Source organism: Sphingomonas sp. (assembly GCF_004799495.1).
Taxonomy (GTDB): domain Bacteria; phylum Pseudomonadota; class Alphaproteobacteria; order Sphingomonadales; family Sphingomonadaceae; genus Sphingomonas.
In genome coordinates this window covers 294670-306253 of the sequence record NZ_SSMY01000011.1, presented here as the reverse complement: position 1 = coordinate 306253, position 11584 = coordinate 294670, and the positions used below count along the sequence as shown (strand labels likewise).

Here is an 11584-nt window from a genome sequence, read left to right as displayed (position 1 = left end):
GCCATGATCGATATTTCGGGATTCGACCTCGACGCTTTCGTGCGTTCCACCCTGGCGGAGGATCTGGGCGAGGGCGGGGACATCACCTCGACCGCGGTAATTCCCGCGGACGCGCGGTTCGGCGGCGTGATGGATAGCCGCGATGCGATCGTCGTCGCGGGGTTGCCGATCGCCACTGCGTTCTTTCGCGCGCTCGACCCGGCGGCGGAAATCGATATGCTGATGCCGGATGGGCATCGCGCCGCGCCCGGAAGCGACCTGATGCGCATCGCCGGCAACGCGCGTGCGCTGCTGACCGCCGAGCGATCCGCGCTCAACACGGTCCAGCATCTGTCGGGCATCGCGACGATGACCCGCGCCTATGTCGACAAGATCGCCGGAACCGGCGCGACGTTGCTCGACACGCGCAAGACCATCCCCGGCCTGCGCGCGCTCGAAAAATACGCGACGCGGATGGGCGGGGCGACCAATCACCGCATGGGGCTGTGGGACGCGGCGATGATCAAGGACAACCATGTCGCGGTGGCCGGATCGGTCGGCGAGGCGGTGCGCCGCGCGAAGGATGCGGGGATTGCGCGGATCATCGTCGAGGTCGACCGGGTCGACCAGATCGAGCCGGCGCTCACGGCGGGGGCGACGCATCTGCTGCTCGACAACATGGATGTGCCGACGTTGCGCGGCGCGGTGACGCTGATCGGCGGGCGCGTGCCGACCGAGGCATCGGGTGGCGTGACACTCGACACGATCCGCGCGATTGCGGAGACGGGCGTGACCTATGTCAGCGTGGGGCGGCTGACTCAGTCGGCGCCGGCGGCGGATATCGGGCTGGATTTCGCGCTAAGAGGCTGACAAACTGTTGAACTAAATAGGGGGACGCAATGCGACCGAAGTCGATCGTCACGTTCGAATATTGTTACCTCGGCTCGATCCTGCTCGGCGTCGTCAATGCCGCGATGACGTGGAAGGACGTCAACGGCACGGTCGAGGCGGCGCAGACGAGGGCGATGCTGGGCGACTGGTTCATGCCGCTCGCGATGGTGTTCGGGCTGACGATCTCGCTGCTGCTGTGGTATTTCACCGCGCGCTCGGCGAGCGTCGTCGCGAAATGGGTGGTGGTCGTGTTCTTCGGCTTGTCGCTTGCCGGCTTTCTGTTCACGCTGGCGCTCGGATCGCGGCCCGACGGGATCGCCGGTATCCTGTCGGTGGCGGTGTTGGTGCTCAATGCGGTCGCGGTATGGATGCTGTTCCGCCCCGACGCGCGTGCCTGGTTCGGCGAAACGGCGTGAAGCGCTTCGCGGCGATCGTCGCGGTAACGGCGGCGCTTGTGCCCGGCGTCGCCACCGCGCAGGCGTTGGTGTGCAGCGCACCTGCCAACCCGCCGCGGCCGGTCGCCGATCTGCCTTCGACCGACCAGCCGCAACGCGTCCTGCCGATCGGCGGTTACACGCTGGCGATCACGTGGAGCCCGGAGTTTTGCCGCAAAGGCGGGTTTACCCCGGCGGCGCGGTTCCAGTGCGGCGGTGGCAACCGATTCGGTTTCACGCTGCACGGCCTGTGGCCCGACGGGGTTGGCAAGGACTGGCCGCAATATTGCGCCGCCACGCCGCTGCTGTCGCCCGCGACGGTCAAGGGCATGATGTGCGCGACGCCCTCGGCGCAGTTGATCCAGCACGAATGGGCCAAGCACGGGACGTGCACGGGGCTGCTCCCCGCAGCCTATTTCGCCAAATCGAGCGCGCTATACGGACGGTTACGCTATCCCGATATGGATGCTCTGTCGCGCGGACCGCTGACCGTCGGTCAGTTCGTCGCGGCGTTTGCTGCGGCGAACCCGAGCGTGCCGGCCAATGCGGTGCGCGTGACCGCCAACCGCAGCTGGCTCGACGAGCTATGGCTGTGCCTCGACACGCGGCTCAATTACACGCGCTGCCGCACAGGAACCGGGGGCCTTGCCGCCAATGCCTCGCTCAAAATCTGGCGCGGGCGTCGGCGCTAGCCTTCGATCACCGCCGTCGCGGGGTGATGTTTGTCGAGGTGCTTCTTGATGATCTTCAGGTTGCGCGTGTTCGATCGAAAGAAGAAGTCGGGGATCGCGCCGACGAACGGGATCAGCCCGAGCAGGAAATCGACCCCGACATTGCCGAACATCCGTGCCATCTGCGTCTTCGACATGCCGAGGTTGCGCGCTTCCCACGCCATGTAAGCGCCCATCGCGGCGCCGATCACGTCGCCGCCGACGGGGACGATATCGAGGATGACGTCTAGCCCGACCTTGCGCTTGGTGCCGGGAATCGTGAACAGCCCTTCGAGCAGATGCTCGAGCGCCTCGATCCGGCGGCGCACCGATGCGGCATCGGAACCGATCGGAAGGTTGCTGAGCCCCGAAGGGGACATGCGAGTCGTGTTGGCCATCGTCCTGCTCAATTGGTGTCGGCGCGCAGGTGATTCAACGGGTGCCAGCCGCGCGCGTTCCCCTGCCACTGCTTGAGCCGCAGCGCGACCAGCGACCAGCGTAGTGGCGTCCCGATGGGGATGAACGCGACGTCGGACGCCATCAGTCCGTCGGCCTCCGCGATATGCTGGCCGCGGGTGCCCATGTCGGGGGCGTCGCGCGCCGCCTCCAGCGCCGCCTGCGCTTCGTCGCTGCACGCGACGCACGCGGTCGCGAGGTACCAGCGCGCGCTGTCGTACGGCGCGACCGCATCGACCAGCCGCAAGTCGGCGGGCTCGTTCATCGCCGCGCGCAGGGGCCGCACGCCGATCAGGATCAGCCGCGACGCGATCTGGCCGTAGAGCAGGGTGCCGCCGGGACCCGACGGGAGTGCGATCCGGACCTCGACCGGGCCGGGATTGGCGGCGCGGTACTTCGCGACTTCGGCGCGCGCGGCGGCAAGACGGGCGTCGGCCGCCAGCGTGGTCCAGGTAGGGGTCGCGGGCGGGTTAGCCGAATCGAGTTTCTCGGGCAACAGCCGCTCGACCGGCGCGCCCCAGTCGGGGGTGATCGCCGCGATCAGCGCGGTCCGGTCGATCGCCTGCGCAATCGCGGCGCGGCCCGCGGCGCTCGCCAGCAATCCCTCGCGCCGCACGACCGCCAGCCCGAACAGCCCCGCCGCCGGATCGAGCTTGATATTGGCGGGCGCGATCCCGGCGTGCGCAATCAGCGGGAAATCGGCGGCGGTGCCGCCGGCGACATAGTCCGACTGCTTGGCCGCAAATCGCACCAGCGCGCGCGACGCGGTTTCGCCGACCAGCCGCACGTCCTGCTCGGGCGCGGCCACCGGCCCGTCATCGTCGGACGACCGCGTGAGATCTGCCGCCGGGCGGAGCAGCACGCCGGTCCCGTCGGTCGAGGCGACGCGGAACGGTCCGCTGCCGCCCAGTGGATTCTCGCGCAGGATCGCGAGTTCGGGCTGCGCGAACAGCTTGAGCAAATCGGGACGAGGGCGGCTCAACCGGATCTCTATCACTGCATCGGTCATCACGGCGACATCGTCGATCGCACCAAGGAATGGCTTGAGCGGATTGCGCGAGCCCGGCGCGATCGCGCGTTTCAGGATCGTCGCGACGTCGGCGGCGCTGACCTTGGCCCCGTCGCTCCATTCCGCCTCGCGCAGGCGGAAGATGTAGGTGCGGCCGGCGTCGATGACGATCCAGCGCTCGGCGAGGCCGGGCTCGATCTGCCCTGCGGCGTCGAACCGCACGAGACCCTGCGCGGTCGAATCGAGCAACAGCCGCTGCGTGGCGTCGCCCACCCGCTTGTCGACATCGATATAGGATGGCCGCCCGCCGATGGCGGAGACGACCACCGCCCCCTTGTCGGGCCGTTGCTGGCATGCCGCCGCGAGGCACAGGACAAGCGTGGGAAGGAGCCAGCGGCGCAGCATCGCTGCGCTTCATGCCAAAGAAGGCGCCGCGGCGCCATGGTGCGGACGGCGGGACTCGAACCCGCACACCCAGAGGGCGAGGGATTTTAAGTCCCGTGCGTCTACCAATTTCGCCACGTCCGCGCGCTGACGAAGAGAAGGACAAGCGCAGCTTGTTCGCCACTTCGTCGAGCCGGCCGGCCTTGGCGCAGCCAAGGACCGACGTCACGCGATTTACTCGCGTGACGGCTCAGGAAGCTAGTGTTTTTAAGTAAGGGGAATTTCGGCGTTGGGCCGACCCGGCAAAGCCGGGTCGTCGGTCCTCGCTTTGCGAGGCCGGCCGGCGTGCGGCGAGTCCGACCCTAAGCTGCGCTTAGCCTCGGCCGCCTTCGCTCACACGTTGAGCTTAACCCGCATTTCCTTGCCGGGCTTGAAGTATGGCACGCGCTTGGCGTCCACCGCGACGAGTTCGCCGGTGCGCGGGTTGCGGCCGGTGCGGGCGTCGCGGGCGCGAGTCGAGAACGCACCGAACCCACGCAGCTCGACGCGGCCATCGGCGGCCAGCCGGCGAGCAATCTCGTCGAAAAAGGTCGTCGTGATCGCCTCGACGTCGCGAGCGGCGAGGTCCGGATTGGCCTCCGAAAGCTTCTGGATCAGTTCCGAACGGATCATCTGGACACGGTCTCCCCACCCCAAAAAAGACCGGGAAACCCGGCCGTGTACGGTCCCGCCGTCGCCACCCTTCCATGCGCCGACGGAATCATTGATCTACCTTAATCGTAAATCACGTTTCGCAATAGGACCGATTCGACACAACCAAGCCGAAAGTGGGTAGCGCCGGGACGACGCTACCCATTCCGGGTCTTACTTCTTGGTTTCGCGGGCCTTGAGCGCCTCGCCGAGGATGTCGCCGAGCGATGCGCCCGAATCGGACGAGCCGTATTGGGCGACCGCCTGCTTCTCTTCGGCGATCTGCATCGCCTTGATTGAGAAGGTCGGCTTCTTCGACCGGTCGAACCCGGTCACCATCGCGTCGAACTTCTGCCCGACCTGGAACCGCTCCGGACGCTGCTCGTCGCGGTCGCGGCCGAGATCGGTGCGCTTGATAAAGCCGGTCGCGCCATCCTCGCCGACCTGCACTTCGAGGCCCGCGTCGCGGACTTCGAGCACGGTCACGGTGACGATCGCGTTCTTGTGGAGTTTGTCGCCCGACGTCGCGGCCGCCGACGGGGCGCCCGACGGGCCACCACGCTCGAGCTGCTTCATGCCGAGCGAGATGCGCTCCTTCTCGGCGTCAATGTCGAGCACGATCGCCTTCACCGTCTCACCCTTGCGATGCAGGTTGAGCGCGTCCTCGCCCGAAATGCCCCACGCGATGTCGGACATGTGAACCATGCCGTCGACATCGTTGTCGAGCCCGATGAACAGCCCGAATTCGGTGGCATTCTTGACTTCGCCCTCGACCGTCGAGCCGACCGGGTGCGCCTCGGCAAAGGCTTCCCACGGGTTGCTGATCGCCTGCTTGAGGCCGAGCGAGATGCGGCGCTTGTCCTCGTCGACCTCGAGCACGACGACATCGACTTCCTGCGACGTCGAGACGATCTTGCCCGGGTGGACGTTCTTCTTGGTCCAGCTCATTTCGGAGACGTGGACCAAGCCTTCGATGCCCGGCTCCAGCTCGACGAACGCACCATATTCGGTGATGTTGGTCACGCGGCCCGACATCTTCGCGCCGACATGATACTTGGCGGCGGCGCCGTCCCACGGATCGCTCTCGAGCTGCTTCATGCCGAGCGAGATGCGCTGCGTGTCCTTGTTGATGCGGATGATCTGCACCTTGACGGTGTCGCCGATGTTCAGGACTTCCGAAGGATGGCCGACGCGCTTGTACGACAGGTCGGTGACGTGGAGCAGGCCGTCGATGCCGCCGAGGTCGACGAACGCACCATAATCGGTGATGTTCTTGACCACGCCGTCGATGATCTGGCCTTCGGCGAGGCTGAGGATGAGACCTGACCGCTGCTCGGCGCGGGTTTCCTCGAGCACCGCGCGGCGCGACACGACGATGTTGCCGCGCTTGCGGTCCATCTTGAGGATCTGGAACGGCTGCGGGATGTCCATCAGCGGCTGGACGTCGCGGACCGGGCGGATGTCGACCTGGCTGCCCGGCAGGAACGCCACGGCGCCGTCGAGGTCGACGGTGAAGCCGCCCTTGACGCGGCCGAAGATCACGCCATCGACGCGCGCCGACTGAGTGAACTCGGCTTCGAGCTTGTCCCACGCGGCTTCGCGGCGTGCGCGGTCGCGCGACAGCATCGCTTCGCCCATCGCATTCTCGACGCGGTCGACGAACACTTCGACTTCGTCACCGACCTTCAGGTCGGCCTTCTGGCCCGGCGCAGCGAATTCGCGTAGCGGCACGCGGCCTTCGGACTTCAGCCCGACGTCGATGACGGCCATGTCGTTTTCGATGCCGGTGACGGTGCCATGCACCACGCGGCCTTCGAAGCCGTCGGCATCACCCAGGGTCTGTTCGAGAAGTTTCGCGAAATCGTCGCGCGTCGGGGTTGCGGCAGAAGCCATAAAATAGAGTTCCTAATCAACGTTTTCCGGCCAACCGGTTGTCTCCGGTGGTCTTGGCCAAAACGCCGCGGCGACCGCATGTCGGCACGGCATCCGAACGAACGGGACGGCGGAGGAACGCTAAGCGCTAAAAAAGCGAAAAGGGCGCGAACGGAACTCCGTCGCGCCAACCTCCACGAGAACCTGCTCGCTGGACGGGCGCGCACATAGCGCCGGAGAGGCGTTAAGGCAAGGTGGCGCGGGCGTTGGCTTTTTCGCAGGCGCGCGCCTAAGCGAGCGCGGATGCCAATCACGCTCAACCGACGCTGGCGCGTGCTGCTCAGGCGGCACGGTCCGGCCTCCGCCGTCTGGCGGCGGCGGATCGCAATGGGCGCGGGCGCGGTGACGGTCGGCCTCGCCGCCTTGCTGTTCGCGCGAATGGCGGATGAAGCAAGCCGTGCATTTTCGGCGGTCGCGGCGAGCCATCATTATTGGCCGCTGGTGATCACGCCATTGGGGTTCGCGGCGATCGCCGCGCTGACCCGGCTGGTCGCACCCGAAGCGGCGGGTTCGGGCATCCCGCAAGTGATCGCCGCCGCGCACGACGTCAAGAAAGCGGCGCGGATATTGATCTCGTTGAAGGCTGGTTTGCTCAAATGCCTGTTCACCGTCGCCGCCTTGCTGTGCGGCGCGTCGGTCGGGCGCGAGGGACCGACAGTGCAGGTGTCGGCGGCGGTCATGACGGTCTATCATCGCGTGCTGCGCGCGCCGATGCGGTCGTCGATGATCATTGCCGGTGGCGCGGCCGGCGTCGCGGCGGCGTTCAACACGCCGCTCGCCGGTGTGACGTTCGCGATCGAAGAACTGGCCGACGCCTATGAACAGCGCGTCGCGCTGTTGGTGATGACGACCATCCTGATCGCCGGTGTCGTGAGCCTCGGCCTGTCGGGTGACTATATCTATTTCGGCGTCGTCGGGCAGACCATGAACGTCGGCGCGGTGTTGCGCGTGGCGCCGGTTGCGGGCGTTCTGGGCGGGCTGACGGGCGGGTTGTTTGCGCGCGCGATGCTCGGCGCGGGCGCGGCAAAGCGGCGCTGGTTGCCCTTTCTCGACAAGAGACCGGTGCTCTGGGCGCTGATCTGCGGTCTGGCGGTTGCGGCGATCGGCGTGGCAACGGGGTTGACGTGGGGGACCGGCTATTCGGCGGCGCGCGCGATCATCGACGGCACCAACGCGCCGTGGTGGTTTGGCCCGGCCAAGTTCGGCTCGACGCTGGCGACCGCCGCGGGCGGGCTGCCCGGCGGCATCTTCGCGCCGTCATTGGCAACCGGATCGGGGCTGGGCGCGATACTGCGCGTGATCTTCCCCGACGATCCGGGCGGCGCGGTGGTGCTGCTCGGCATGGTCGCGTACTTTACCGGCGTCGTGCGTGCGCCGCTGACCGCCGTCATCATCATCGTCGAGGCGACCGCCAGCCGCGGCCTGATCCTACCGCTGTTCCTCGCGGCGTTGATCGCGCACGCCGTGTCGGCCTTGGTGTGCAAGGAACGGCTCTATCACGGGCTGGCCAGGCCGTGGCGCGAGAAGCTTGCCGGCTCAGGCTGATTTCAGCCGAAGCTGCCGTTCGACCAGTTCGATCGCGCGGATCACCGCAGCCTCGATCGACAGGAAGCTGGTATCGAGAATGCCCGCGTCGGCCGCCATGATGAGCGGGGCGGCGTTGCGCCCGGTGTCGCGCAAGTCGCGCGCGCGGATGTCGGCGAGCACGCGGTCGAGGCTGATCGTCGAGCCGCGCTCCTTGAGCTCGGCGTGGCGGCGGCGCGCACGGATCTGCGGCGTCGCCTTGATGAACAATTTGGCGTCGGCGTCGGGCGCGATCACCGTGCCGATATCGCGCCCGTCGAGCACCGCGCCGCCGGGCTGATTGGCGAACTTGCGCTGACGCTGGAGGAGGGCCGCGCGGACCAGCGGATGCGCCGAGACGATTGAGGCGCGCTGCCCGGCTTCGTCGCTGCGCAGGATGTCGTCGTCGAGCAGGGTGTCGTCGAAATTACTCGCCGCGACCGCATCCGCTTCGATTTCCGGGTTTAGCTCCATTCGGCGCACATTTTCGGCGACCGCGCGGTAGAGCAGGCCGGTGTCGAGGTGCGGCAGCTTGTAATGCCTGGCGAGCGCGCGGGCGATGGTGCCCTTGCCGCTGGCGGCGGGGCCATCGACGGCGATGATCATGATTCTTCCTTCATTCGCGCGAAATTAGGCGAGCGCGTCCTGCCGCGCCAGCCATGCACGGACCAAAGCGATGGTTTCCTGCGGTCGATCGGAGAACAGGCCGTGCGCGGAACCGGGGACGGTGGCGAACTCCGCGCCCGGCACGCGCGCGGCAAAACCGGCGAGCGTGGCGGGGCGGGCCTCGTCGTACTGGCCGCCGATGAACAGCGTGCGCTTGCCGTCGAGCTTTGCCAACAATGGTTCGCCGTCATAGTCCTTGAGGCTGCCGGTCGAAACGAACTCGCTCGCGCCCCACATCGCGTTGTAGAGTTTCGGGTTGAACCCGCCCGGATGCGCGCGGGCATAGGCCATGGCGGGAATCGTTGCCGGCTCGCGGCCGTTGAACGCGCGGTAGAAGGCATTGGTCCCGGCGTCGCACACCGGTCCGGGCGCTGTGTCGCATTGCGCGATCTCGGCCTGGATCGGGGCGGGGAGCGAGCCGCGCAGCGCGTTAGCGTCGGCGATCCAGCTTCTGGTCGAGACGAGCGGGCTGGCGAGCGCAAGCCCGCGCAACGCCGCCGGCCGCCGCGCGCCATATTCGAGCGCCAGCGTGCCGCCCCAGCTGTGTCCGAGCAGGTGCCAGCGATCGACGCCGAGCGCCTTGCGCACCAGTTCCGCCTCGTCGACGAACCGCGCCACGCGCCAGTTCTTCGGGTCGTTGGGCCGGTCCGACTGGCCGCTGTCGAGCTGGTCGTAGAGGATCACCGCGCGTTCGTTCGCGAGCGCCAGCGCGGTCAGGAAATGCGCGTGCGTGCCGCCAGGGCCGCCGTGGAGCATGACGATCGGTGGCTTCGGTCCGCGCAGATCGCCGTTGACGCGGACATAGACGCGGCCGCCCTCGACCGGGACCATCTTCTCGAGATCGGGCGGCGCGTAGCCGTCGGGGTCGCGCGCGAACAGCGCGGTGGGCAGGGCGAGGCTCGCCGCCAGCGCGCCGCCCGCGAGCAGGAAAGCGCGCCGGTCGATCATGTCCTCAGCCCCTCGAGCGTCGCGAAGAAAGTCGGGTAGCTGGTCGCGACCGGTGTGGCGTCGTCGATCGTGATCGGTTGCTTGGCGACCAACCCCGCGACCGCCATCGCCATCGCGATCCGGTGGTCGAGCAACGATGCAATCGTCGCGCCGCCGGGGATCGGGTCACCGCCGGTCCCGGTTATCGCGAGCCCATCCTCGAACTCTTCTACCGCCACCCCGCACGCCCCCAATGCGGCAGCCATCGCGGCGATGCGATCCGATTCCTTGACGCGCAATTCGTGTGCGCCGCGTGCCACCGTGCGGCCCTTCGCGAGCGCGGTGGCGACGAACAGCACCGGATATTCGTCGATCATGCTCGGCGCGAGGTCGGGCGGTACCTCGACTGCGCTGAGGGCTGCGTGGCGCACGATCAGATCGGCGACCGGCTCGCCGCCGACAGTGCGCGGGTCGACCTCGGTGATGTCGGCGCCCATCATGCGTAGCGCGGCGAACAGCCCGGCGCGGGTCGGATTGAGCCCGACATTGGCGATCGTCACCTCGCTCCCGGGCACGATCGACGCCGCCACCGCCCAGAACGCCGCCGAACTGGGATCGCCCGGTACGACGATGTTCTGCGGTTTGAGTTCGGCCTCGCCCGTAATCGAAATGATGCGGCCGCGATTGGTCGACTCGATGATCAGCGTCGTGCCAAAACCCGCCAGCATGCGTTCGCTATGATCGCGCGTCAGCACAGGTTCGATCACCCGCGTCACGCCCGGCGTGTTGAGCCCGGCGAGCAGCACCGCCGACTTGACCTGCGCGGAGGCGACGGGGAGCGTATATTCGATCGGCACCGCCGGGCTCATCCCGCGCACCATCATCGGCAAGCGCCCGCCGGGGCTGGCGTTAATATCCGCCCCCATCAGCGACAACGGCTCGATCACGCGCCCCATCGGGCGCCTGCTGAGCGAGGCATCGCCGACGAAGGTCGCGGTAATCGGATGGCTCGCGACCAGTCCCGCGAGCAATCGTGTCGACGTGCCCGAATTGCCCATGTCGAGCGCGCCCGCCGGCTGGAGCAACCCGCCGACGCCGACGCCCCATACGCGCCAGACGCCATCATCCCCGCGTTCGATCGTTGCGCCCATCGCGCGCATCGCCGCCGCCGTCGCGAGCACGTCCTCGCCCTCGAGCAATCCCTCGATCCGGCTCTCGCCCACCGCCAGCCCGGCGAGCATCAGCGCGCGGTGGCTGATCGACTTGTCGCCCGGCACCGTCACGCGGCCCGTGAGCGCGCCGCTCGCGCAAATCTCGACCGGCTGGGGCGCGGGAAACGACATCGCCGGGGCTTTGACAGTGCCCTTGCGCTATGGCAAGGCGCCCGCCACTTTAGGGTTCACGACCCGAAAATCGCATAAATCGAAAGGTAGAAGTCGGCATGATCAAGCCGGAATGGGGCACGAAGCGCACGTGCCCGAAATGCGGAACGCGTTTCTATGACCTGGGCAACGAAGACCCGGTGGTGTGCATCGCGTGCAGCACCGCGTTCCACCCCGAAACGATCCTGAAGTCGAAGCAGCCGCTGCCGTTCGAGGTGATCAAGACCGACAAGCCCGAAAAGGACGATGCGGATCTGGAAGGCGAAGACATCGACATCGCCGAGGACGAAGAGCCGTCCGCGGACGACGAAGTCGATCTGGGCGGTGACGACGATCTGGGCGTCGAAACCGGCGGCAACGACGACGATCAGTGATTTTATGCGGCGAGCGGGGTAACTCCCGCTTGTCAAACAGGCGCCGCGTCGGTTAGGGGCGGCGCCTTCCTGCGAAGACGTGGGGCCGTAGCTCAGCTGGGAGAGCGCTGCAATGGCATTGCAGAGGTCAGGGGTTCGATCCCCCTCGGCTCCACCATTTCGCGCCGGGCAATAAAATAGCGAAGCT

The 11584-nt window shown here is 67.4% G+C and carries 12 protein-coding genes and 2 tRNA genes; 6 read left to right on the top strand and 8 right to left on the bottom strand.

What is annotated here, in order from left to right; translation table 11 throughout:
• The first annotated feature begins 3 nt into the window (after nucleotides 1-3).
• Genes nadC through E7773_RS12870 form a run of 3 tightly spaced genes read left to right on the top strand, consistent with a single transcriptional unit; the run spans nucleotide 4 to nucleotide 1996 of the window.
• Complete coding sequence (gene nadC, locus E7773_RS12880) at nucleotides 4-849, top strand: carboxylating nicotinate-nucleotide diphosphorylase (protein ID WP_293991929.1); 846 nt, start codon at nucleotides 4-6, stop codon at nucleotides 847-849.
• Between the two features lie 29 nt (nucleotides 850-878).
• Entirely contained in the window at nucleotides 879-1286 is a 408-nt protein-coding gene (locus E7773_RS12875) for a hypothetical protein (protein ID WP_293991926.1), read from the top strand.
• Entirely contained in the window at nucleotides 1283-1996 is a 714-nt protein-coding gene (locus E7773_RS12870; RefSeq protein ID WP_293991924.1) for a ribonuclease T2, read from the top strand. Before E7773_RS12875 ends, E7773_RS12870 begins: the two co-directional genes overlap by 4 nt.
• On the opposite strand, the gene E7773_RS12865 is transcribed toward E7773_RS12870, so the two are convergent.
• The 5 genes from E7773_RS12865 to rpsA form a co-directional block, all read right to left on the bottom strand.
• Entirely contained in the window at nucleotides 1993-2412 is a 420-nt protein-coding gene (locus tag E7773_RS12865) for a DUF4112 domain-containing protein (protein WP_293991921.1), read from the bottom strand. The two genes, E7773_RS12870 and E7773_RS12865, sit on opposite strands and share 4 nt — an antisense overlap.
• A gap of 8 nt (nucleotides 2413-2420) precedes the next feature.
• Nucleotides 2421-3884 carry an ABC transporter substrate-binding protein gene (locus E7773_RS12860; protein ID WP_293991919.1) on the bottom strand — a complete coding sequence of 488 codons (1464 nt, stop codon included), beginning with the start codon at nucleotides 3882-3884 and terminating at the stop codon, nucleotides 2421-2423.
• A 37-nt stretch (nucleotides 3885-3921) separates the two neighbouring features.
• Nucleotides 3922-4007, bottom strand: a tRNA-Leu gene (locus E7773_RS12855).
• Nucleotides 4008-4256: 249 nt separating this feature from the next.
• The gene (gene ihfB, locus E7773_RS12850) at nucleotides 4257-4535 is read right to left on the bottom strand and encodes an integration host factor subunit beta (protein ID WP_293991917.1); all 279 of its coding nucleotides are present in this window, start codon (nucleotides 4533-4535) and stop codon (nucleotides 4257-4259) included.
• Nucleotides 4536-4727: 192 nt separating this feature from the next.
• Complete coding sequence (gene rpsA, locus E7773_RS12845; protein WP_293991915.1) at nucleotides 4728-6446, bottom strand: 30S ribosomal protein S1; 1719 nt, start codon at nucleotides 6444-6446, stop codon at nucleotides 4728-4730.
• A 282-nt stretch (nucleotides 6447-6728) separates the two neighbouring features.
• Here rpsA and E7773_RS12840 point away from each other — a divergent pair, with 282 nt between their 5' ends.
• Nucleotides 6729-8030, top strand: a complete 1302-nt coding sequence (locus E7773_RS12840) for a chloride channel protein (RefSeq protein ID WP_293991913.1) — start codon at nucleotides 6729-6731, stop codon at nucleotides 8028-8030.
• Here E7773_RS12840 and cmk read toward each other — a convergent pair.
• The 3 genes from cmk to aroA are packed head-to-tail and all read right to left on the bottom strand — an operon-like array spanning nucleotide 8022 to nucleotide 10984.
• Nucleotides 8022-8654 (bottom strand): (d)CMP kinase, encoded by a 633-nt coding sequence (gene cmk, locus E7773_RS12835; RefSeq protein ID WP_293991911.1) that lies wholly within the window; start codon nucleotides 8652-8654, stop codon nucleotides 8022-8024. The two genes, E7773_RS12840 and cmk, sit on opposite strands and share 9 nt — an antisense overlap.
• 24 nt (nucleotides 8655-8678) lie before the next feature.
• Nucleotides 8679-9662, bottom strand: a complete 984-nt coding sequence (locus tag E7773_RS12830; RefSeq protein ID WP_293991909.1) for a proline iminopeptidase-family hydrolase — start codon at nucleotides 9660-9662, stop codon at nucleotides 8679-8681.
• Nucleotides 9659-10984, bottom strand: a complete 1326-nt coding sequence (gene aroA / locus E7773_RS12825; protein ID WP_293991907.1) for a 3-phosphoshikimate 1-carboxyvinyltransferase — start codon at nucleotides 10982-10984, stop codon at nucleotides 9659-9661. The genes E7773_RS12830 and aroA overlap by 4 nt, the downstream gene beginning before the upstream one ends.
• Before the next feature lie 98 nt (nucleotides 10985-11082).
• Here aroA and E7773_RS12820 point away from each other — a divergent pair, with 98 nt between their 5' ends.
• Together E7773_RS12820 and E7773_RS12815 are read left to right on the top strand one after the other, a co-directional pair.
• Nucleotides 11083-11397 (top strand): TIGR02300 family protein, encoded by a 315-nt coding sequence (locus E7773_RS12820; protein ID WP_293991905.1) that lies wholly within the window; start codon nucleotides 11083-11085, stop codon nucleotides 11395-11397.
• An 81-nt stretch (nucleotides 11398-11478) separates the two neighbouring features.
• Nucleotides 11479-11554 (top strand) — tRNA-Ala (locus tag E7773_RS12815).
• The last annotated feature ends 30 nt before the right edge of the window (nucleotides 11555-11584 follow it).

Coding starts and splice junctions, on each gene's coding strand:
- nadC (WP_293991929.1), top strand. CDS start 4: ATGATCGATATTTCGGGATTCGACCTCGACGCTTTCGTGCGTTCCACC.
- E7773_RS12875 (WP_293991926.1), top strand. CDS start 879: ATGCGACCGAAGTCGATCGTCACGTTCGAATATTGTTACCTCGGCTCG.
- E7773_RS12865 (WP_293991921.1), bottom strand. CDS start 2,412: ATGGCCAACACGACTCGCATGTCCCCTTCGGGGCTCAGCAACCTTCCG.
- E7773_RS12860 (WP_293991919.1), bottom strand. CDS start 3,884: ATGCTGCGCCGCTGGCTCCTTCCCACGCTTGTCCTGTGCCTCGCGGCG.
- ihfB (WP_293991917.1), bottom strand. CDS start 4,535: ATGATCCGTTCGGAACTGATCCAGAAGCTTTCGGAGGCCAATCCGGAC.
- rpsA (WP_293991915.1), bottom strand. CDS start 6,446: ATGGCTTCTGCCGCAACCCCGACGCGCGACGATTTCGCGAAACTTCTC.
- E7773_RS12840 (WP_293991913.1), top strand. CDS start 6,729: ATGCCAATCACGCTCAACCGACGCTGGCGCGTGCTGCTCAGGCGGCAC.
- cmk (WP_293991911.1), bottom strand. CDS start 8,654: ATGATCATCGCCGTCGATGGCCCCGCCGCCAGCGGCAAGGGCACCATC.
- E7773_RS12830 (WP_293991909.1), bottom strand. CDS start 9,662: ATGATCGACCGGCGCGCTTTCCTGCTCGCGGGCGGCGCGCTGGCGGCG.
- aroA (WP_293991907.1), bottom strand. CDS start 10,984: ATGTCGTTTCCCGCGCCCCAGCCGGTCGAGATTTGCGCGAGCGGCGCG.
- E7773_RS12820 (WP_293991905.1), top strand. CDS start 11,083: ATGATCAAGCCGGAATGGGGCACGAAGCGCACGTGCCCGAAATGCGGA.